The sequence below is a fragment of the Bradyrhizobium sp. genome (genome assembly GCF_047605465.1).
Classification (GTDB): Bacteria; Pseudomonadota; Alphaproteobacteria; order Rhizobiales; family Xanthobacteraceae; genus Bradyrhizobium.
Genome location: NZ_JASGFS010000023.1, coordinates 1 through 22,246 on the forward strand (window position 1 = coordinate 1; position 22,246 = coordinate 22,246).

A 22,246-nucleotide genomic window follows, 5' to 3' on the forward strand; every position below is an offset into this window, starting at 1 on the left:
GCCCGGCCCTGCGAACAAGACGACACGAGATCGCCCCTCAAGGATGAGCCGGGATAAATGATCGATACGCCATTTCCGAATTTCGGTAAAGTGGAATATTTTTGTGGTGAGGGGTTGACGGGGCGGCGGCTGTTTTGCCCGACGGGCGACCGTCATGTACGATCGCCGCCCAGCAATGACGGCTGCGCGGAGCTGCGGTGCCATCTCCAGGACTTGCCCGCGGGCAATCTAAGAGGCTATCTCGGAAGCGATCCGGAATGCTGAAGGGCCTCGGTGTCAGTCGAGGCCCTTTGCGCGTCCCGCTTCCCCGCCTGTACTGCTCCCGCCGTGTACTCCTTCCGCATTCCCGGGCTCGCTGTTCCTGCCCCCGCAATCGTTCGACATGAAGCCGAATAACAACAGAGCCTGGTTCCTGGTGCTTCCTGCCCTGGTCATCGTGACCTTCGTCGGCATCCTCCCTCTCATCGCCATCACGAACTACTCCTTCCAGGACCTCTTCAGCCTGAACAATTCCTACTGGATCGGCGTCGAGTGGTACCGGAACATCGTCACCTCGGAGCGCTTCTACGCCAGCCTGGGACGAAGCTTTCTGTTTTCGGCCATCGTCCTGTCGATCCAATTGCCGCTGGGCATCTGGATCGCGCTGCTGCTGCAGCGGTCCCATCACGCCGTCGTCAGCGCCGTCCTCGTCCTGATCACCGTGCCTCTGGTGGTGCCGTGGAACATGATCCCGGTGATCTGGCTCAACTTCATCAACCCGACCGTCGGACTCGCCGGCCGGGCGCTGGCATGGTCGGGCATCGGCTTCGATTACAAGTTCAACGCGCTGCACACCTGGATCGTGCTCGTCGTGATGGATACCTGGCACTGGCTGGGGCTCGTCGTCGTGCTGTCCTATGCCGGCATCTCCAGCATTCCCGCCGCCTACTATCAGGCGGCGGCCATCGATGGCGCGTCGCAATGGCACGTCTTCCGCTTCATCCAGCTTCCGAAGATGAAGGCCGTGCTCTCGATGGCGCTGCTCCTTCGCTTCATGGACAGCTTCATGATCTATATCGAGGCCTTCCGGATCAATGCCGGCGGGCCCAATGGCGCGACAGCATTCCTGAGCCTCGACCTCGGTGAGGAGATACAGTCCTTCAACTACGGCCCCTCCGCCGCACGCTCGATCGTCTACTTCCTGATCGTCATGACGGTTGCATGGACTTTCAAGGCGGCAACGACCGCGCAGCCGTCCGCGACGACGGAGGCCGTCAGATGAAGTCGCTGTCATTGGCGGCGAGGATCGCCATATTCACCGTGGTCGGCGCCTTCATCCTGGTGCCGCTGGCGCAGACGATCGTCATCAGCTTCGTCTCGACCCTGCCCAGGGACGGCATCCCCGAAGGGCATTTCAGTCTCGTCAATTATCAGAACATTCTGCATTCGACCGTTCTGAAAGAGGCGATCCTGAACTCGATCATCTATGTCGTCTTGAACGTCGCGCTCTGCCTCGGTGTCGGATTGCCCGCGGCCTATGCTTTCGCCCGATACAGCTTCGTCGGCGACCGGCAGCTGTTCTTCCTGCTGCTGGTGTTCCGCATCACGCCGACCGTCGTGCTTTCGCTGCCGATCTTCGTGCTGTTCGCCCAGATCGGCCTGGTGAACACCCCGATCGGCATCGCACTCGTCCATTGCGTGTTCAACATTCCGATCTCCATCTGGATCTTGGAGGGATTCATCTCGGCGGTTCCGCGCGAATTCGACGAGACCGCCTTCCTGGACGGCCACTCCCTCGTCAGCTTCTTCATCCGCCACCTGATTCCCGCGGTGGCGCCCGGCATCGGCGTCACCGCGTTCTTCTGCTTCATCTTCTCCTGGGTGGAAGTGGTGCTCGCCCGCATTCTGACGACGACCGGTGGAAAGCCGATCACCATGGCCATCAACGCATTGTTCGGCTTCCGGACAGATGTCGGCCTCGTCATGGCCATGACCGTCATCGCCCTCGTCCCGGGAATCGCGATGATCTATTTCGTCCGCAACCACCTCGCCAAGGGCTTCGTCATCCGAACCTGAGCCGGCGAAAGCCTGCAGGATGCATGTCGCGGAGCGACGCCATCAAGGTCTCGTCCAGGGACGAGCCCTGATGGGCGTTCGCGCCATGCGATCGCAGGCCGATCAATGAGAATCTACGTCAGCGATTTAGGACGCGGCCACAGGCCTCCTTCGGACCAGGCCCGGGATTCCTCGGGCGACAACGGGTCTGCGCTGCCGCCGGTTTGCACCGGATCGGTATTCAGCCAGCGGCGCAGCTCAAGCTTGCCGATCTGGTTGCGATGAACCTCATCGGGGCCGTCGGCGAGCCGCAGCAGGCGGGTCGTCGCGAGGGCTGCCGACAGGAAATGGTCGTTGTTGGTTCCGCCTCCGCCGAAAGCCTGGATCGCCCAGTCGACAATCGTCTGCGCCATGTTCGGCGCGACGACCTTGATCATCGCGATCTCCTGCCGGGCGGCCTTGTTGCCCACGTTGTCCATCATGTAGGCGGCCCGGAGGGTGAGCAGCCGCGCCTGTTCGATCATCATGCGCGCTTCGGCGACGCGTTCGAGCGTCACCGTCTGCTCGGCAAGAGGCTTGCCGAACGCGACACGCTTCAACGCCCGCCGGCACATGCGCTCGAGCACCCGCTCGGACAGGCCGATCAGTCGCATGCAGTGATGGATGCGGCCAGGTCCGAGCCGGCCCTGCGCGATCTCGAACCCGCGCCCTTCCCCGAGCAGCATGTTGGTGGCCGGCACGCGGACGTTGGAGAAGATCACTTCGGACGCGCGGTCCGGCACGCCGTAGAAGCCGAGCACCGGCAACGAACGGATGATGTCGATTCCGGGGGTATCCTTCGGCACGAGGATCATCGACTGGCGCTTGTGACGATCCGGATTGTCCGGATCGGTCTGGCCCATGAAGATGATGATCTTGCATCGCGGATCGGTGGCGCCCGTCGTGTACCATTTGCGGCCGTTGATCACGTAATCGTCGCCATCACGCACGATCGAGCTGGCGACATTGGTCGCGTCGGAGGAAGCGACATCCGGCTCCGTCATCGCGAATGAAGACCGGATCTCGCCCGCCAGGAGCGGCTTCAGCCAGCGCTCCTTCTGCGCGTCCGTGCCGTAGCGCAGGATCGTCTCCATGTTGCCGGTATCCGGCGCGCTGCAATTGAAGACCTCGGGCGCAAGGTGCGAGCGCCCCATGATCTCGCAGAGCGGCGCGTATTCGAGATTGGTCAGCCCATCCTCATGGGCCGGCAGAAACAGGTTCCATAGCCCGGCCTTTTGCGCGACGACCTTTAGCTCCTCGACGACCGGGTGCACCGCCCAGGGGCCAAGCCGCTCGGCCTCCTGATAGTAGCGTCGCTCGTTCGGATAGACGTGCTCCATCATGAAGCGCTGGATGCGCACGGCAAGTTGCTGACTGCGTTCGCTCTGGGTGATATCCACGTGAATTCTCCTTACCGGCTGCGTAGGCCGTCCCTCAGGGTGTTGCGGGTGATTTTCCCGGATTCCGTTTTCGGCAGATCCTGCAGCACGTGAATGTCGGCGGGGCATTTGTAAGCCGCCAGCCGTTCGCGGCAGAAGCGCGAGAGCGCGGCGGCATCGAGCGCGACGCCGGGCTGGGCGGAGACGAAGGCCACCACCGTCTCGCCTCGATAAGCGTCGGCGGCGCCGACGACGGCGGCCTCGCGCACCCCGGGAAAGCTGTAGATCACGTCTTCCACTTCGCGCGGCCAGACCTTGAAGCCGGACGCGGAGATCATGTCCTTCTTGCGATCCACGAGATAGAACCAGCCGCTTTCGTCGAAGAAGCCGACGTCGCCGCTGTGCAGCCAGCCGCTCGTCAGCACCTCGTCGGTTTCCTTCGGCTTTCTCCAGTAGCCGGCCATCACGCCGGGGCCGCGCACGACGACTTCGCCATGCTCGCCCGGGCCCAGCGGGCGGCGCCCGTCATCCACGATGATCGCATCGACGCCCGGCGTCGGCCTGCCGATCGACAGCGCGCCCGACGCGGGATCGACCGGGATCGGCCCCTCGTTGGGTGCGAGATGGCTCGCGGACGTGAGCTCGGTCATTCCATATGAACTGCGGATCTCCCGTCCAAATCGCTTCGCGAAGGCGGCGATCACCGAGGGTGCAATCGGCGCGCCGCCGGAATAGATGTGCTCGAAGCTCTCGAAGTGACGGCTCGTCGCGTCGGCCTGGTTCATCAGCGCGATGTAGGCGGTGATGGCACCGACGATGAATGTCGGCTTCCATTCGAGGAAGGCCTCGAGCGCGACCTGCGGCTGGAAACGATAGGTCAACACCATCGCCCCGAGCGCGGCAAAGGCCGCGACCATCTGGATCTCGAAGCCGGTGATGTGGAACAGCGGCGCGACACCGAAGATGCGGGACCGGCCGTTCAGTTCGAAATGATCCCGGCAGATCAGCGCCGTCGCCACCAGATTGCGATGCGTGAGCATGGCGCCCTTGGGAACACCGGTGGTCCCGGACGTGTACAGGAGAAGGCCGATGTCGTCGGAGGTCAGAACAGGCGTCGGCGGCGCCGTTGCACTCCCGGCGAAAACCGTCGCCAGCGCATGGGCCTGCGGCGCCGTGCCCGGCTCCGGCAGCACGCGGCCATCATCTCGCCGCTGGAATTCACGCGCGGAGGTCCAGAACACCAGCTCGGGATCGATTGAAGCCGCAGCCGGAAACACGTTGTCCCATTGGTCATCGTGGCAGACGGCCGCTTTCGGCTCGCAATCGGCGAACAGCTTCAGAAGCTCCGGCGTGCGGTACATCGGATTGAGGCTGACGACGATCGCGCCGACCTTCCAGGCCGCCACGCTGACCACGACGAACTGCGGCACATTCTGAAGGATGACCGCGACCCGATCGCCGCGCCCTATCCCCTTATGCGCGAACACACCGGCGAGCCGGTCACTGAGCCCATCGATATCGCCATAGGTCAGCGTCGCATCGAAATAAAACGCGGCCGCAGCGTCGCGCGGCACGGCACGAAACAGATCGAGCGCCGTCAGTCCCCCGGGCTCGGGCGGGGCCGGAGATGGTCCGCCGCGCTGCGCCCGCAACCGATCCGCGGCTTCCCCGTAAGCCTGCGCCCTCGATGCTGGATCCGAGCCAGAGGTCATTTTCTCTTGCCGTCGCTGTCGTAACGATGCCAGCCCCGTCCCGCCTTGCGGCCATTGTACCCGGCGGCCACCATCTGGCGAAGCAGCGGGCGCGGCAGGAAGCGCTCGCCGTAAGCCTGGTAGAGAATTTCATGCACGCTGAGTGAGAGGGAGTTCTGCGTGTTGTCCATCAGCTCGAAAGGACCGATCGGATGTCCGAGGCCGAGCTTGCAGGCGACATCGATGTCCGCCGGCGAGCAGACGCCCTCCTCGACGAGGCGGATGGATTCAAGGACGAGCGCATGCAACAGGCGGTTGACCGCGAATCCGACCACGTCCTTGACGAGGATCGGCGTCTTCCCGATCGCAGCCATCGTCTCCATGACGGCATCGACGAACGTCGCATCGCTGTCGGCGGTGGGAATCACCTCGACCAGTTTCATGCGTGACGCGGGCGAGAAGAAATGCGTGCCGACGAACCGCGCGCGCCGCGGCTCGGACACGGCCGCGCTCAGCGTCGTGATCGAGATCGACGACGTGTTGGAGGCGAGCCCGGCATCCGCTGGCAGGATCGCATCCAGCTTCGCGAACAGGCCGCGCTTCAGGGTCTCGTCCTCGAACACCGCCTCGACGACGAGATCGCGGTCGGCATAGGCATCGAGGTTGTCGGCCACCGAAAGCTGCCGGCGCGCGGTCTCCACGGCCTCCGCCGTCCAAAAGCCGCGCGGCAGGCCGCGATCGAGGACATCGTGAAGGCGCGCCACGGCCCGCTCGGCGGCGTCCCGGGACGCGTCGCTGAGCAGCGTCGGATAGCCCGCGAGCGCGAACATCAGCGCGATCTCCGAGCCCATCATCCCGGCGCCGACGACGCCGATCTTCCCGAAACTACTCATTGGCGCTTTTCCCTCGGTACACGGAGCCGAAACGCGCATAGGGCGGCCTGCCCCGCTTCGCGATGGGCGGTTGGGCCGCTCCGGTCTCGGTGGTCTGAATGACGACGCGCGTCCGCCGGATGTGAAGGCGGACCAGCACCTGTGCGGCCTCGACGTCGCGCGCGCGGATGGCATCCATGATCAGGACATGCTGGGGATCGGAGAACGGAAACCCGTCCTTGGCGTAGGTTTCGTTCACGAACTGGCGCCGGAAGTGCTGGGTGCTGTTCCAGAAGCGCTCGACCATCGTCAGCAATTGCGGCATCCGCGCCCGCGCATAGGTGCGCAGGTGAAACTCCCGATCGAGCTGGATGTATTCCTCGAGCGTGGTGACCTGCTCGAGTTCGCGCACGATCCGGTCGAGCGTCTCGATGTCCTCGTCGGTCAGGTTCAGGATGCTTTCGCCGATGGCGAGCGGCTCGACGGCTTCACGGATCTTGTAGATCTCGATCGATTCCTCGGAATTGACGTCCGCGATCCAGGCGCCGCGGTTCGGCGCCAGCACCACGAGCCCCTCGTTCTCGAGCTGCTTCAGCGCCTCGCGCACCGGAATGCGGCTCGCGCCGAAATGAGCCGCGAGAAGTTCCTGCCGGATCCGCGTGCCCGGCTTCATCTCGCCGCTCAGGACCGCGCTGCGAATCTCGCTCGCGATCCGTTCGCTCATCAGGCGACCGGCTTCCGGATCGTCGTCATTCGCGTCCCGTGCCACGTCCTTCCAAAGGGGAGGCCGCTGATAAGCACTCATGAGAGGCCCTCTCGATCAGTGAATGGCCGCATACATGATCTTGTCCTCGGTCGCATCGGCCCGCGCCATTTCCTCGACGATGCGCCCGCCGCGAGCGACCAGGATCCGATCCGAGATAGCCAGAATTTCCGGCAGATAGGAAGAGATAACGACGACCGCCTTGTTCTCTCCCGCCAGCTTGCGAATAGCCTCGTGGATCTGCGGAATGGCGCTGACGTCGACGCCGCGCGTCGGCTCGTCGAAGATGACGACCGTGGGTTCCTGGGCCAGGGATTTCCCCACCACGACCTTCTGCTGGTTGCCGCCCGAATATTCGACGATCTTCAGCGTTCGCTTCAAGGCCGAGATCGAGAGCGCCGAAATCCATTGATCGGCGATCCGCTTCATCTCGCGCGTTGAATAGAAGAACCGCTTGACGCGGGGCGAGGACAGATAGCCGAGATAGATGTTCTGATCCACCGTCATCGTCTCGAAGAAGCCGTCGACCTTGCGGTCCTCGGTGATGTAGGCGATCCCATCGCGCACCGCTTGCCGCGGCACCCGGTAGCGCACCGGCTTGTCCCGCAGGTAGATCATCCCGCCGCGCAGGAAATTGCGCTTGCGCGCGCCGCTGACGATCTGCGCGATCTCCGAGCGTCCCGCGCCGACCAGCCCGAAGATGCCGACGACCTCCCCGTTGAACACCGAGAACGACATGTTCTTGACGATGCTGCCCATGGTCACGTTCTCGACCGAGAGCACCTTCTCGCCGCGCGGCGCGTGCGGTTTGGGCGCATCCGGATCCGCGCCGTGGGTCGCGTATTGCGCCGCGGTTTCCTCGCGGCCGACCATCATCCGCACGAGCGAGTCGCGGGAGACCTCCTTCGCCGGCACGGTGGCGACCAGCTTGCCGTCGCGGAGCACGGTGATGCGGTCGGCGATGTTGAGCGCCTCTTCCAGCGCGTGCGAGATGAAGATGATGCCCGCGCCCCTCTCCTTCAGCGTGTTGAGGAGATGGAACAGATGCTGCGTCTCCTCGGGGGTGAGCGAGGCGGTCGGCTCGTCGAAGATGAAGACCTGCGCGTTGTGGCGCACGGCGCGCACGATCTCGACCATCTGCCGCTTGGCGGTGCCGAGGTTCTCCACCAGCACCAGCGGGTCGACGTTGAAGTTCATCGATTGCAGCGACTGCGTCGCCGCAATGTTGATCTTGCTGTAGACCGTGACCCACTTCTCCATGCCGAGCTCGAGGTTCTGCGCCACGGTCATCGAGGGCACCAGGCTGGATTCCTGGTAGACCATCGCGACCCCGCCCTCGAGCGCCTCCTTCGGCGAGGCGAAGGAGACCTTGCGGCCCTGGATCAGGTAGTCGCCGGAGGTCAGCACGATCGCACCGGCGATCGCCTTGCAGAGCGTCGATTTTCCCGCGCCGTTCTCGCCGAGCAGCGCGTGGATCTCGCCGGGCCGCAGGTCGAAATTGACGCCGTCGATCGCGTGCAGGCCGCCATAGACCTTGCTGCCATTGACGACCTGGAGCAACGGATTGCCCGCCTGTTGTTCTGTCGGCATGGCGTTCATCCTTCTTGCGCGCCGCGATCGAGCGGCAGTTCGACGAGACAATCGCGCCCCTTGGATACCGCCACCACCCTTGTGCCGATCGGACGGACCGCGGTGACGCCGTGGACGCGGCCGTCGACGCGGCTGTGCAGCGTCGTCATCGCCATGCCCGCGGCGTCGAGCTGCGCGACGAGACCATAGGAGCGCGGGGGCGCCCACGGCTTCTGGATGCCGAGCTTCTTGATGCGGCCGATCTGGGTCGGCTCGCGCGGATTGAGGCGGCCATCGAGCGCCGGTCCGATCCAGAGCTCGACCGGCACCGTCCGCATCATCTCCTCGCAGAATGCGCGCTCGCGCAGCACGAATTCGGTGAGCTGGGTGCGGAGCGCGAGAAACGCCATCCAGACCTCGCCGTTCGCGCCGCGGGACAGACGCGCCGGATAGCCGGTGTAGTTCTTGACGATCACGCGCCGGTCGTCGCCCGCGCGCGAGAAAGCGGTCAGGCGGTGAGTCCAGGATTCGGCGACCCAGACCTCCCTGCCGTCACCGGACACGACGAGGCCCAGCGGCCACGCCAGCTTGTCCGCGCGCACGCGCGCATCGCCGAGCGCGGAATTGCAGACAATGAGCCGGCCCGACGGAGCGCGGTTCTGCATCAGATCGGTCAGCCAAGCCTCCGGCCGGTTGTGCCGCGAACCATCGGTCAGGTAAATCGCGCCGTCGGGCGCGACCGCCACCGACAGCGGACAGGCAATCTTCTCGCCGCCGACGCTCTCGAGCCTGCCGTCGATCTCGCCGCGCGCAGAGAGCGACACCAGCCCCACGCCGGCGACGCAGGCGAGAATCCGGCCGTCGGGCGTGCAGGCGAGGCCGCCGACCGGACCGTCGAGCGTCGCGAACACGCTGCGCGTGTTTAAATCGTCGCCGGTGCAACGAAGGATGCTGTTGCCGGTCGAGACGTAGAGCGCTCCGTCGGTCCCGAGCGTGATGTCGTCCGGCCGCTCGATCCGGTCGCCGAGCTGGCGGGCCTGGTCGAGGCGCTGGTTCGGAGAGAATGCGGCGTCGAGCACCGGGATGACGTGAATTTCCCGGTTCGGAGACAGCACGCGGTCGATGATATCGCCAATCAGAGACATGGCTCAGGCCCTTCCCCAATAGGACTTGTGCGCTTCCCAGGTCGGGTCGGCCCCCTCCAGTCGGATGCGCCCGATGCGGTTGTTCTCGAGACCGCCGATATAGAGATGGCCCTTGTGCTCGCGGACCGACGTGATGGTCGGATGCGACTGCCCGCCCGGATCCCACAGCGATTCGGTCACGACGCCGTCGTCGTCGAACTTGACCACGCAGCCATAGTTGATGCCCGGGCACAGCCATTCGTCCGGCGGTATCTGCTTGACCATGCGGGTCCGGAACACGGGGTTGCGCATGGCAAGGTCGTAGACCGGGGTACGCAAGCCGACGAAGGCGAGCCAGTACTTGCCGTCCGAGGCGCGGTTGATGTTGTCGCAATAGCCCGGAAGGTTGTCGATGAGGATCTCGCTGGTCCCCGCCTTCGGGCCGGCGATCCAATAGCGGTTGATCTGGCAGAGCCAGGTGCTGGCCCACAGCACCGACTGGCCGTCATGCGAGATGCAGATGCCGTTGGGAAAGGTCAGGTTCTTCAGCACGGTCTTGGTCAGGCCGGTCTTCGGATCGTGGCAGATCAGCCGGCCGTTGCCGCGGCCCTCGAAGCCGTCGAGCGCCCAGTCGGTCAATTCGTACCGGGTCGACGCCTCGCTGAAATAGATCTTGCCGTCGGGCGCGACGTCGAGATCGTCCGCGAGATAGAGCCGTGAATCGTCCTTGAGGCGCGTTCGCGTGCGCGTGGTGCGGTCGGTGACCTTGAAAACCGAGCGATCGGACTTCACGCCGTACACGCCCATGCCGGCGATGCACACGAGCAGGTTCTGATCGCGATCGAACGCGAGCCCCAGCGGCCTGCCGCCGATGCGGGCGAACTCTTCGCGCACGGTGTAGTCCGGCGCGAGAAAGCGGATGATGGAGCCGTTGCGGTTGACGGTGTAGAGGTTGTCCTGGCGGTCCAGGATGATGTCTTCCGGCCCCTCGATCATGTTGAGCGCGATCGCCTCCGCGTTCTTCAGGCGATCATTCTCCGCGAACGGCGTGCCGCTGCCGCGCTCGACCGACGGGGGCGGCTCGAAATCGACCCAGCTCGGGGTGACGTAGACCTTCTGCAGCACCTTGCCCTTGTTCTTGACCCACTTCACGTTGAAGCCGACGGCGAGCAGCAGGATGATGCCGATGATGGCCGTCGTCAGGTTGCCGGAAATGCCCAGCCGCACCATGCCGCTGGTGAGCATGAAGATGATCGCCGCGCCCATGACGCCGCGGGCGATGGTGCCGCGGCCGCCGGCCAGGCTGATACCGCCGAGAACGACCGCGGCCAGCGCGTTGATCTCCCAGCCGACGCCGGTGTCGGTGCCCGAGCTGCTCTGTCGCGCGGCATAGAGGACTCCCGCCAGCGCCGCGATCGACCCGGACATCACATAGGCCGAGAACAGCACGCGCTTGACGTTGACGCCCGCATGACGCGCCGCCTTGCGGCTCGACCCGACCGCCATGATGTGCACGCCGGGCTTTATGCGGGTCAGAAAGAAGTGCGTCCCAACCGCGAGCAGGAGCAACACCAGCATGTTGAAGGGAATGCCGAGAACCCTGCCGGAGCCCATGAAGTCCCAGGTGCTGGACCCGCTGTCGATGCTGGCGAGCTCGTTCGTGAACGCGACGGTCACCTTGTTATAGGCAGCGCGGACGATGATGAGGACGACCAGTGTCGTCAGGAAGGGCCTGGTCTTGCCGTAGGCAATGAGGCCGCCGTTGATCGCGCCCATCGCCGCGCCGAACAGGATGACGAGCACGATCGCGACCGGCAGCGGCAGTCCGACGATGAGATAGAGGTAAAGCGTCAGGAAGTTCGACATCGCGAACACCGCACCGACCGACAGGTCGATACCGCCCGACAGGACGGAAAAGGCCATCGCGACCGCGACCATGCCCTGCTCCGCGAAGTTCCGCATGAGCTCCTGGAGGCTGCCCGCCGTCAGGTAGCGCGGGATCATCAGCGCGAACGCCAGGAATACGGCGATCGTCAGCGTGAATGGGATGATCGGCTCCATCCAGCGCTTCTCGAGCAGCTCGCCCAGGAACAGCTGGGGCGAATGGCGGTGCCAGGCTCTTTGCAGGCTCTTCATCAACAGACTCCGGCGGGCTCGGCGCGAATGCGGCCGAACGTCGGGACGACGCAGGGGAAATGGGGATCGTCAACTCCGGCCTGCCCGCGCCGCGATCGGCGCGGGCGCCGGAACGATTTACTTCGCGCCCTTCGGGATGCTGAAGCAGTACATGCGGTCATCCTTCGACTTCACCCAGGCGGGCGTCGTGTAATAGGCGGTGTTCTTGGCGCCAGGCTTGTCGCCGCCCTGCAGCAGCGCGATCACCGCATCGGCGATGGTCTGGCCCTGCACGTCGGCGCGGTACGAGAGGTTCGCGGAGAACGCACCCTGCTCCAGCAGATCGCAATCCGCCGGCTGTCCGTCGCTGGCGACGAACACCTTCACCTTGTCGCCCATGTTGGCCGCCTTGAGCGCCTGCGCCGCGCCCGCCGTCTGCGGTCCCCAGACGCTAAAGATTCCGCACAGCTTGGGATGCTGCTGCAAGACGGTGGTCGTGATATCGCCCGCCTTGTTCGCGTCCCAGCTCGTCGGCTGCGACGAGACGACCTTGATCGACGGATCGGTCTTGAACACTTCCATCGCGCCGTTCTTCATGTCGAGCGAATAGGCCGCGGTCGCCTCGCCTTCGAGGATCGCGATTTCGCCCGAGCCCTTGCCGCCGCCGCACTGGTTGATGACTTCGCGAGCGATCTTGGTGCCGAGGTCCTTGGCATCGACGCCGACATAGGCATCCGTCAGGGTATTCGAAGCCATGTTGACCTGTACGACGTAGATGCCGGCGTCCATCGCACGCTTCAGCTCCTTGGCCAGCAGCGTGACGTTCGGATTCTGGACAACGATCACATCAGGCTTCTCGTTGATGTAGTCGCTGACGGTCTGAAGCTGGATATCGGACTTCATGTTGGCGTCGCGCGTGATCAGCTTGATGCCGTAATCGTCGAAACGATCCTTCATCACGCGCGTCCACTCGGATTCCAGAACGCCCATCCAGACCGGCGACCAGGCAACCGTCTTGCCCTTCAGGGCCTTGTCGAACTTCTCGCGCAACTGGTCGCGCGGACCAGCCGCCTGCGACGGCGCTGCCACCAGGGCCACGCTCGCCACCATCGCCATCAGCCCGATGCCGCCAAGCACCTTCTTGTACGAAGTCTTAGTCATGTCGTTCCCTCCCTTTTTATATCGGCCGCCCGCTGCGGCCTTTTGATGGAAGCAGGGCTTCAATCGCCCTGCTTCGACGTCTCCTCGTCGCGCGGATGCAGCCGGGAATCGAGCAGGATCGCGATCAGCAGCACGACTCCCTTGACGATGTTCTGGGTCTGCACGTCCATGTCCATGATGGTCATGCCGTTCAGCAGCACACCGATCAGCAGCGTTCCGGCGATGACGCTCATCACGTTGCCGCGGCCGCCGACGAGGCTGACGCCTCCGAGCACGACGACCATGATGACGTCGAAGATGATGGTCGATTCCGCGACCTGCAGATGCATCAGCGCCGTCTGCGCGATCATCACCACACCACCGACATAGCCGATCGCGGCGCACAGCGCGTATTCGATCATGGTCAGCGGACGGGTCGGCAGGCCGGTCTGACGCGCGGCATCGGGATTGTCACCGTGGGCGTAGACGAAGCGTCCGATCACGGTGCGCGACAGGAAGAGATGCACGACGACCGCCGTGGCCGCGAAGATCAGGATCGAGATCGGGACGCCGCCCCAGACGTTGCCGCCAAGCCGCAGGAATTCGTCGTGTCCCTTGGAGAGATAGACGACATAGTGCTGAACGGCCGTGGTGCGCACGATTCCCAGCACCGCGAGGCTCGAGGCCAGCGTCGTGAGCAACGGCGGCATCTCGATCACGGAGATCAGAAACCCGTTCAGGACGCCGATGGCGATCGCCATGACGAAGCCGATCAGCAAGGCGACCGGCGTCGCGTAACCCGAGTTCATCAGGATGATCGCGATCGCGGTCGAGGCCGCAAACGAGGCGACCTGCGACAGATCGAGTCCGCGCCCGATCACCACGACCGCCATGCCGAGCGCAAGAATGCCGAGGATGGAAATGTTGCGCGCCAGCGCGAACAGATTGCCGAGGCTCAGAAAGCCTTTCAGGAAGATCGAGAAAACGACGATCAATACCGCGCACATCACCAGCACGGCCGTCGTCTGTGTCAATTTCGGCCCGCGCGCGCCCGAACTGCCGGTCACCGGGTCCCTCCCCACGTTTCGTTTTATTGTGAGGGGAACCTGACCAAAATGTATCCAAAAGTCAACGCCCGTATCCAACGCTCGGTGTTAATTACGCCCGCTGCTTTCGTGACATCAAGCAAAATTGGCAAATAAATGATGCTTGTCAATTATTTAGACTGAATCGACGCAAGTCGATCTGAAACGTACTTTTGGCGGGACAAATCGCCGAAAAGCCGAAAATGTCAGTATTGGATACATTCTACGGATTTCACCGCCCGGGGGTTGCTGCCGTCGCAGCGATCGGCCTGCGGAGAAATTCGCGTTCGATCTCCATCGTGACGATGCTCCCGCCGAGCCGGCCGCGGCGAAGCGCCCCATGCCCGGCTGCGCGACGGGAGGTTTGAAATCCGACAGAGCGTGTCACGATCTGTGTCGAGGACAGTGCATATGGGCTCAATCGCTCACGTCGCCGAGAGGGTCGGATCGAACAGCGCGGCGACGTTCAAGCGCTGGCTGGTCAGGCCTTGTTCGAAGGCATATCTCACGAGGCTCTCAAGAGCGGCCTTGTTGGCATCGATTCCGTAGGGCCAGAAGTCCGTCCCTGCCAGAGCGACGGTCCGCTCGACGTCGTCGCGCAGCCAGGGCAGCGACACCGTCTGCGCCCCCTGGACGCCCAGGTCCGATATTGCTCGCGCCTTAGCTCTCGCGAAGGCGTCGTAGACCTTCCAGGGAAGCGTCGGATCCTGCTCGACGAGCGATCGGCGGATGCCCACCAGATGCATGATGGGGAAAATGCCCGTCTTCTGAAAATAGGCGCGCTCGGCTGCGCCAACGTCGGAGAAAATCCGCCGGACCTTGGGGTCTTTCTCGAAGAAGGCACGCGGCGGATCGTAATGGACGATCGCGTCGATCGCGCCACTCAACAACGCCTGCGAGAGCGTCGTTCCGTAATCCAGGACCTGGATATCGAACGGCTGGGCCAGACCAGGGACGGGGATGTTCCTGCGTTCGGGCTCGTCGAGATCGCCCAGCCGCCATTTGATGCCGCAGGGATCGACCTGGAACTCATCCTTCAGCAGTCCCCGCACGACGAGAGCCGCCGTGTTGAGAAAGCTGCGAAGGCCGATGGTCTTGCCGGCCAGGTCCGCCGCAGATTTGATGCTGCTATCCGACCGGACGAAGATCGCGGCGTGCCGGAACGACCGGGACGGAAATGCCGGAATGCCGACATAGGCACAGGTGCCGTTTGCCAGGCACTGCATGAACAGGCAGGCCGACAGTTCGCTGACGTCAAACTCGGCCGGGCCAAACGCGCGCTTGAACATCTCTTCAGGCGGCAGGGAAGACGTTCGAAGAGCGTATCCATCGATCTGCATCGTCCCGTCGAGGATGCGCCTGGTACGATCGTAATCCCCGCAGACGAGTGAAATGTCCCGCTTCTGCATGTCTACCGCTCGAATGGCCTTGTGAGATGGGTACGCGACATATTCGTCAGCGATGCTCCCGGGGAAAGAGTGTCATCCGATCGCGATCGGCCTGATCGGAGATCCCGTCGCGCCGGTCAGACGAAGGGGCAACGCGACGAAGACCACGCGCGGCAGACGTGCGCCGGCGATCTCCTCCAGATTCAGGTTCTCCATGATATGGATGCCCTCGTCCACCAGCATGATCGCATGCACCGAACTTGCGGGCGTCGGGAGACATTCGAAGCCAGGCGTATCGGAGCCGACCAGGCTGACGCCCTTCGACACCAGCCAGCGCGCCGCCTGTTCACCGGGTCCCGGCATGCCGCCCCGCCGGCCGATGAACATTTCCGGATCCGACCAGTATTTCGACCAGCCGGTTCGAAGCAGGACCGCATCTCCCGGGCGAACGTCCGAAGCGCTGAACTTCGCCGCGGCTTCGAGGTCGGCGACCGAAACCTCCTCGGCGGGCTTAAGGCAATCGACACCCCTGGCAGCAGCGATGTCGAGCACGACCGCGTTTTGAACGATCGGCGGGATGTCAGCAGCGTTGAGCTGCTGATAGCCGTCTCTCGTCTCGACTTCGGAGACTTTTATCCCGCCATGAAGACACCCATGGCGGGAGAAGTGTCCCAACGCATCGATGTGCGTTCCGGAGTGTCCCGACGTCACGATCACCTCGTTGGCGAAGCTCGATCCGTCCTTCCGCTGGGTCGGATGAGGATCGCCATGCCGTCGATGCAACGCCATCGAGTACGGTATGTGCTGATGGTAGACCGGCATCGACGGAGCCATGGCATGCGAGAGCTCGTAAATCCGAGCTCCCGCGGAGACGCCGGCAAGCAGGACGGGATCGAACGCTGGCAATCGGGTCTTCATGTGCTCCTCCCGCGCCTAGACGCCGATCTTCGGAGCGCGGTGCTTGTCGAGACCGATGGCGATGTTCTTCTGTTCCATGTAGATCTCGAACGCATAGTCTCCGCCATCGCGACCGATGCCGCTCGCCTTCACCCCGCCGAAGGGCGTCGGCAGATGCCGCACGTTCTCCGAATTGACCCAGACCATTCCGGCCTCGACGCTCTGGGCGACGCGGTGGGCGCGCCCGACATTCCCCGTCCAGATATAGGCGGCCAGACCGTAACGAACGTCGTTGGCGATCCGGATCGCGTCGGCCTCGTCCTCGAACGGGATCACGGTCAGCACCGGACCGAAGATTTCCTCCTGCGCGATGCGCATCTCGTTGGTCGCGCGGGTGAAGAGGGTCGGACAGACGAAATTGCCCTTGCCGTCGAGGGCGCGGATTCCACCGGTGGCGATCTGCGCGCCATCCTTCTTGGCATGCTCGGCGTAGCTCAGCACCTTGTCGGCATGGCGGGCGTGAATGAGCGGCCCCAGCTCCGTATCCGGATCGAGGGGATGGCCGACCTTGATCTTCTCGACCCGCGCTTTGAGATCCGCGGTCAACCTGTCGTAGATCGAACGCTGCACGAGCGCACGGCTGGAAGACGTGCAACGCTGGCCGTTGAGGCTGTAGATCATGAACAAGACGGCATCGAGGGCGCGGTCGTAATCGGCATCGTCGAACACCACGACCGGATTCTTGCCGCCGAGTTCGAAATGAACGCGCTTCAGGGTGCGCGACCCCTGCGACATGATGTGGCTTCCGGTGATCGATTCACCGACGAACGCGATCGCCTTGATGGCCGGATGCTCCGTCAGCGCCTTGCCGGCGCTTTCGCCGAAACCGTGCACGAGGTTGACGATGCCCTTGGGCAGTCCGGCGCCCTCGAACACCTCGCTCATGATTTCCGAGAGGATGACGGCCGAGAGCGGGCTCCATTCGGCGGGCTTGTGGACGATGGTGCAGCCGGCAGCGAGAGCCGGCGCGATCTTCCACGTCGACAGCATGAACGGCGTGTTCCACGGCGTGATCACGCCGACCGGTCCGATCGGCTGCCGTATCGTATAGTTCAGATGCGTCTCGGTCGGGAGCGAGAGGCCATCGGATGCTTCGGGAGCCTTGTCGGCGTAGAACCGGAAATTCTCGGCGCCGCGCAGTGCCGCCTTCGCCATGTAGCGAATGGCCTGCCCGCTGTCGGTGCTTTCGACGAGAGCGATCTCTTCCGCCCGCGCTTCGATCTTGTCGGCGATCTTGTGCAGCAGGGCACGGCGCTTCTCGCCGGGAACGTCCTTCCAGACCTTGAATGCGGCTTCGGCAGCGCGCGCCGCCTGGTCGATCTCCTTCTCGGTGCCGGAGGATATCTTGCACAGGACCGAATTGTCCGAGGGATCGAAATTCTCAAACGCCTCCTGGCCGACCACGTTCTCGCCGGCAATGCGATGAGGGACCACGCTTTTCTTGAAGCGGGCCAGGTGCTGCTCGGCCTTGCGAAGGTTATCGGTCAAGGCGTTGTTCGGGAGAGGCTTATTCATGTCATCCTCCTTGATGGGGCATTCTGGACGTTACTTAACATGTTAAGTATCTATCGGCAAGGGGTTCAGCGTCCCGTCGGAATGCACAAGCTTGCCGCCCACCCAGGTGGCACGGCTGGTCGTGCGAGCGATATCGCTGGACTCGAGAAGGATATCGCGATCGAGCACGGCGATATCGGCGGCCTGGCCGGCGGAAATCGACCCGCGCCAGGTCTCGTGTCCCATCGCCACCGCACCGCCCCGCGTATAGAGGCTCAACGCTTCCGGCCTGGTGAGCGCTTCAGATGCGTTGATCGTCAATCCCGTCGACGTGAGCCGATCGACCGCCGCGGCGATGCCGATGAAGGGTGACAACGGCCCGATCGGATGGTCGGAACTTCCCGCGATCGAAACATCCGCCTGGAGCGCGCTTCGCCCCGGATAGAGGTTCGACGTCCTGTCCGGTCCGATCGCCTGTGCGAAAGACGCCCCGAGCCGCGGCAGGAACCCATATTGCGGAACGACGATCGCACCGAGCGCCCGCACGCGCCGCAACGCGTCCTCGCCGCGAACGGCGAAATGTTCGAGACGATGCCGCGGGTCCGGCCGGGGATCGGCCTTCTGCGCCGCCTCGAGAGCGGACAACCACTGGTCGATCGCGCGATCGCCGATCACATGTGCCGCCAATTGCCATCCGGCCGCGTGCGCCTCGATGGCCTTCGCGCGCAATTCCGTCGATTCCTCGATCAGAAGGCCGCAGGTGTCGCGATCGACATAGGGCTCAGAGAACGCCGCCGTTCTCGCACCGATGATTCCGTCGACGAAGAATTTGAGAGTCCGAACCTGCCACCAGGGATCCAGCCCGGTCGGCGCGATGCCGAGATCGCGCGCCTGCGCGGGATCGATGCGCAGCATGAAGCCCAGCCGCAATGGCGGCAAACCGGCATCCCGGATCGCGCTCCAGATATTCCATTCCGTCTCGAAACCGCTGTTGAAGCCGACCGCGGCCTCGACGGCGGCCACGATGCCGAAGCCAAGGGATTCCCGGATCACGTCTCCGATCGCGCGGATCATCCGCGCCGGCGACGGCGGAGGCGCCTTTGCCGCAAGCTCGTCGGCGGCCAGCTCGGTGAGAACGCCGGTCAACCGGCCGTTTTTCCGCTCGATGGTCCCGCCCGGCGGATCGGGCGTATTCGCGTCGATGCCTGCGCGCTCGAGCGCGGCCGAATTCGCCACGGTGAGATGGCCGCCTGTCCGGCGCAACAGCACGGGCCGCCCCTGAGCGACGGCGTCGAGCTCGTCCAGGGTCGGATGACGACGCTCCGCGAGCGATTGCTCGCTGTAGTCCGAAGAAATGATCCACTCGTCCCGCGTCGCGGCCGCGCAGCCGCGCTGCACACGGTCGAGAAGATCCGGCAGCGAGCCGGCCGTCCCGAGCTGAAGGTTGACCAGCTCCTGCGCCCGCATGAAGAAGTGCAGATGAGCGTCGGTCAGGCCAGGGACGACACGCGAGCCGGCAAGATCGACGATCCTGTCCGCCGCCGGCGCGTCCTGATGGGCGCCCACCCAGCCGATCCGATCTCCTACGATCAGCAGGCTGTCCGAAGCGCGATCGCCCTGCGCGGCGGCTTGCAGCAAGCCGCCGCGCAGAAGCGTTGTCGGTGCCTCAGCCGGCATCCTTGACCACTGCGATCATGTCGATCTCGATCTTCAGGCCGGCACGTGCCAGATGAGCCACGCCCACCGTCGTGCGCGACGGCGGGTCCTTCGGGAAGTATTCGCGGAACACCTCGTTCATCGCCCCGAATTCGTTCATCATGTCGGTCATGTGGATGGTCATCTTCAGGGCCGAATCCATCGTGGCGCCGCCGGCTTCGACGAGAGCCTTGACGTTGTCGAGCGCGATCCGCGTCTGAGCCTTGATGTCGTCCGGAAACTCGCGCGTGACCGGGTCGGAGCCGGTCTGGCCCGAGATGAACAGCAGCCTGTCCCACCGGATCGCCGGCGAGTACGGAAGGCCGGGACGCAGCCCGGTTGGCGGAACGATGACGGTGCGCGACATGATAGTGTCCTTTGCTTGGTGGGAAGTAGAAGGTGCGAGTTAGATTGCGGTGTCCCGGTAGCGGTCCCCGACGCCGAGATACGCCGCCATCACGCGAGGGTCGTTGCGGAGATCGGCGGCGGTTCCCGAGGCGACCACGCCGCCGACTTCCATGACATAGCCGCGGCTCGCGACAGAGAGCGCGAGGTTGGCATTCTGCTCGACCAGGATGCCGGTCATTCCGTCCGCCCTGAGACGGTCGATCGCCTCGAAGATCTCTTCGGTGATGCGCGGTGCAAGGCCGGTCGAGGGCTCGTCGAGCATCAGGAGCTGCGGCTCCGACATCAACGCGCGACCGACCGCGACCATCTGCTGCTCGCCGCCGGACAGCGTGCCGGCGAGCTGGCGCCGGCGCTCGGCCAGCTTCGGCAGCAGCGTGTAGATGCGGTCGAGCGCGGCAGCCGTCTGCTCGCGCGTCCGGCGCCGCTTGAGGAAGGCGCCGAGGCGCAGATGATCCTCGACGCTGAGCGCCGGAAACAGCTCGCGGCGTTCGGGCACGAGAACCATGCCGCCGGCCACGCGTGCTTCCGGTGGCTCGGTCCCGAGCCTGCGCCCGTCGAACGCGATGGTGCCGGCCTTCGGGGACAGGACCCCCATCAGGCAATTGAGAAGGGTCGTCTTCCCGGCGCCATTGGGACCGATGAAGGTGATGAACTCGCCGCGGTCGATGTCGAAGCTGATCGATTCGAGCGCGACGGCGTTGCCGTAGGCGACGGCGAGGCCGGAGACTTCAAGCAGCTTTGTCACGGCTTCCACCAAGGTAGGCAGCGACGACTGCGGGATTCATCTGAACGTCCTGCGGAACGCCCTGTGCAATGATGCGACCGCGGTCGAGCACCACGAGGCGCTCGACACAGCCCATCACCAGCTCCATGTCGTGCTCGACCAGCAGGATCGTCACCTGCTCGGCCTGGAGCTGACGGAGGATCTTCACCAGCATCAGCTTCTCGGAGAAGCGAAGGCCGGCGGCGGGCTCGTCGAGCAGGAGAATCTGGGGATCGGCGACCAGTGCACGCGCGATCTCGACGATCCGCTGCTTGCCGAGCGGCAGGCTTCCGGCAGGCAGGTCGGCTTCGGCCGCAAGGCCAAGGCGCGTCAGGGCCGCGTGGGCGCTCGCCAGCGTGCGCTGGTTCTCGTCGCGATCGAGCGCCAGCAGGCCGCGCAGGAATCCGGCGCCGGTCCGCCAGTAGGCGCCGAGCGCAACGTTCTCGATCACCGACATGTCGGGCACGAGCTGGACGTGCTGAAAGGTGCGCGCCATGCCGCGGCTCGCGATCCGGTGGCTCCGCGGCAACGGCCGGCCGAACAGGGCGACCGAGCCGGAGGTCTGCCTCTGCAGGCCCGAGATGATGCTGAACAGGGTGGTCTTGCCGGCGCCGTTCGGACCGATCAGGCCGACCAGCTCGCCGCGCCGAAGGACCATGTCGACATCGGCGAGCGCCTGCAGGCCGCCGAAGCGAATGCCGATATTCTTCAGGTCGAGAAGCACCTCGCTCGCAGCTGCCTCCGGCGGACGAGACGGCAGCGGCGCGCCGTGACGGCTTCGCGCAGCCGCCTTCGGCAGGCGCCTCTCCACGGCGGGCCATAGTCCGTGCGGAAACTTCAGGAGCATCACGACGAGCAGCACGCCGAACACGATCACTTCGAGATTTCCGCTCGCGCCGTACCGCGCGAGGATGTCCTGCAACGCCCATTGCAGGCTCTCGAGAGTCAGCGCGCCCAGCACGGCGCCCGCAGCGCTGATGGGGCCGCCGACCACGGACATGATCAGGAGCTTGAACGACGTCGGCAAGCCGAACGGCGACGGGCTGATGAAGCGCAGCAGATGGACATAAAGACCGCCGGCGAGAGCCGCCAGAACGGCCGAGAAAACGAAGACCTTCACGCGCAGCACCGTCGTGTCCACGCCGAAGCTTCGCGCCATGCCGTCATGCGATTCCAGCGAGGCGATCGCCCTGCCGATCCGGGACACCCGCAGCCGGTTGACCCCGCATACGGCGAGCAGCACCAGGATCCAGATCAGCTGCGTGTAGACCTGGTCGCTGCTGACGACGTAGCCGAGCAGGCCGAGCGCCGGGATCTTGTCCACGCCCGACGCGCCGCCCGTGACGTCGTGCCAGGCGGTGAAGATCCCCGATGCGGCAATTCCGATCGCCAGCGTCGCCAGCGGCAGATAGTGGCCGCGCAGCTTGAGCGTGATCAGGCCGATCGCCGCGGACACGATGGCCGTCGCGGCAATCGCAAGCATCAGCGTCAGGACGCTGTCGATCCCGTAATTGCGTGCCAGGAGCCCGGACAGATAGCCGCCGAGCCCCATGAAGGCGGCTTGGCCGAGCGAGACCTGCCCCGCCTGCAGCAGCAGAACGAGGCCGATGGCCGCGAGCGCATAGACGCCCGCGAACGCCAGGATTCCGACGTAGAACGGCGGCAGCAGCCAGGGAACGATGAGGAACGCAGCGCCTGCGGCGAGCGCGAGAACCGATCGTGTTCGCATG

Annotated in this window: 18 protein-coding genes; 2 read left to right on the forward strand and 16 right to left on the reverse strand. The window is 64.5% G+C overall.

Annotation, left to right across the window (positions count from 1 at the left end):
• The first annotated feature begins 382 nt into the window (after nucleotides 1-382).
• Both QM712_RS18710 and QM712_RS18715 read left to right on the forward strand, forming a co-directional pair.
• Nucleotides 383-1,261 carry a carbohydrate ABC transporter permease gene (locus QM712_RS18710; RefSeq protein WP_415024609.1) on the forward strand — a complete coding sequence of 293 codons (879 nt, stop codon included), beginning with the start codon at nucleotides 383-385 and terminating at the stop codon, nucleotides 1,259-1,261.
• The gene (locus QM712_RS18715; protein ID WP_415024610.1) at nucleotides 1,258-2,055 is read left to right on the forward strand and encodes a carbohydrate ABC transporter permease; all 798 of its coding nucleotides are present in this window, start codon (nucleotides 1,258-1,260) and stop codon (nucleotides 2,053-2,055) included. The genes QM712_RS18710 and QM712_RS18715 overlap by 4 nt, the downstream gene beginning before the upstream one ends.
• Before the next feature lie 113 nt (nucleotides 2,056-2,168).
• Here the strand turns inward: QM712_RS18715 and QM712_RS18720 are convergent, their stop codons facing one another.
• The 16 genes from QM712_RS18720 to QM712_RS18795 form a co-directional block, all read right to left on the reverse strand.
• Nucleotides 2,169-3,473, reverse strand: coding sequence for an acyl-CoA dehydrogenase family protein (locus QM712_RS18720; protein ID WP_415024611.1), 1,305 nt, complete (start codon nucleotides 3,471-3,473; stop codon nucleotides 2,169-2,171).
• Nucleotides 3,474-3,484: 11 nt separating this feature from the next.
• Nucleotides 3,485-5,164: an AMP-binding protein gene (locus QM712_RS18725; RefSeq protein ID WP_415024612.1), complete on the reverse strand. Its 1,680-nt coding sequence runs from the start codon at nucleotides 5,162-5,164 to the stop codon at nucleotides 3,485-3,487.
• Nucleotides 5,161-6,036, reverse strand: a complete 876-nt coding sequence (locus QM712_RS18730) for a 3-hydroxyacyl-CoA dehydrogenase family protein (protein ID WP_415024613.1) — start codon at nucleotides 6,034-6,036, stop codon at nucleotides 5,161-5,163. The genes QM712_RS18725 and QM712_RS18730 overlap by 4 nt, the downstream gene beginning before the upstream one ends.
• Nucleotides 6,029-6,820: a GntR family transcriptional regulator gene (locus QM712_RS18735; RefSeq protein ID WP_415024614.1), complete on the reverse strand. Its 792-nt coding sequence runs from the start codon at nucleotides 6,818-6,820 to the stop codon at nucleotides 6,029-6,031. The genes QM712_RS18730 and QM712_RS18735 overlap by 8 nt, the downstream gene beginning before the upstream one ends.
• A 15-nt stretch (nucleotides 6,821-6,835) precedes the next feature.
• The gene (locus QM712_RS18740) at nucleotides 6,836-8,377 is read right to left on the reverse strand and encodes a sugar ABC transporter ATP-binding protein (protein ID WP_415024615.1); all 1,542 of its coding nucleotides are present in this window, start codon (nucleotides 8,375-8,377) and stop codon (nucleotides 6,836-6,838) included.
• Complete coding sequence (locus QM712_RS18745; RefSeq protein ID WP_415024616.1) at nucleotides 8,374-9,492, reverse strand: SMP-30/gluconolactonase/LRE family protein; 1,119 nt, start codon at nucleotides 9,490-9,492, stop codon at nucleotides 8,374-8,376. The genes QM712_RS18740 and QM712_RS18745 overlap by 4 nt, the downstream gene beginning before the upstream one ends.
• 3 nt (nucleotides 9,493-9,495) lie before the next feature.
• On the reverse strand, nucleotides 9,496-11,607 hold the full coding sequence (locus QM712_RS18750; RefSeq protein ID WP_415024617.1) for an ABC transporter permease: 2,112 nt from the start codon (nucleotides 11,605-11,607) through the stop codon (nucleotides 9,496-9,498).
• A 117-nt stretch (nucleotides 11,608-11,724) separates the two neighbouring features.
• The gene (locus tag QM712_RS18755) at nucleotides 11,725-12,747 is read right to left on the reverse strand and encodes a sugar ABC transporter substrate-binding protein (RefSeq protein WP_415024618.1); all 1,023 of its coding nucleotides are present in this window, start codon (nucleotides 12,745-12,747) and stop codon (nucleotides 11,725-11,727) included.
• A gap of 59 nt (nucleotides 12,748-12,806) precedes the next feature.
• Nucleotides 12,807-13,793 (reverse strand): ABC transporter permease, encoded by a 987-nt coding sequence (locus QM712_RS18760; protein WP_415024619.1) that lies wholly within the window; start codon nucleotides 13,791-13,793, stop codon nucleotides 12,807-12,809.
• 443 nt (nucleotides 13,794-14,236) lie between these two features.
• Entirely contained in the window at nucleotides 14,237-15,220 is a 984-nt protein-coding gene (locus QM712_RS18765; protein WP_415024620.1) for an ABC transporter substrate-binding protein, read from the reverse strand.
• A 72-nt stretch (nucleotides 15,221-15,292) separates the two neighbouring features.
• Entirely contained in the window at nucleotides 15,293-16,117 is an 825-nt protein-coding gene (locus tag QM712_RS18770; protein ID WP_415024621.1) for a cyclase family protein, read from the reverse strand.
• A 15-nt stretch (nucleotides 16,118-16,132) separates the two neighbouring features.
• Nucleotides 16,133-17,671: a 5-carboxymethyl-2-hydroxymuconate semialdehyde dehydrogenase gene (gene hpaE / locus QM712_RS18775; RefSeq protein WP_415024622.1), complete on the reverse strand. Its 1,539-nt coding sequence runs from the start codon at nucleotides 17,669-17,671 to the stop codon at nucleotides 16,133-16,135.
• A 42-nt stretch (nucleotides 17,672-17,713) separates the two neighbouring features.
• Nucleotides 17,714-19,327 (reverse strand): amidohydrolase, encoded by a 1,614-nt coding sequence (locus QM712_RS18780; protein WP_415024623.1) that lies wholly within the window; start codon nucleotides 19,325-19,327, stop codon nucleotides 17,714-17,716.
• Nucleotides 19,317-19,712: a RidA family protein gene (locus QM712_RS18785; RefSeq protein WP_415024624.1), complete on the reverse strand. Its 396-nt coding sequence runs from the start codon at nucleotides 19,710-19,712 to the stop codon at nucleotides 19,317-19,319. Before QM712_RS18785 ends, QM712_RS18780 begins: the two co-directional genes overlap by 11 nt.
• 39 nt (nucleotides 19,713-19,751) lie before the next feature.
• Complete coding sequence (locus QM712_RS18790) at nucleotides 19,752-20,498, reverse strand: ABC transporter ATP-binding protein (RefSeq protein ID WP_415024625.1); 747 nt, start codon at nucleotides 20,496-20,498, stop codon at nucleotides 19,752-19,754.
• On the reverse strand, nucleotides 20,482-22,245 hold the full coding sequence (locus tag QM712_RS18795; protein WP_415024626.1) for an ABC transporter permease subunit: 1,764 nt from the start codon (nucleotides 22,243-22,245) through the stop codon (nucleotides 20,482-20,484). Before QM712_RS18795 ends, QM712_RS18790 begins: the two co-directional genes overlap by 17 nt.
• Nucleotide 22,246: the final 1 nt, after the last annotated feature.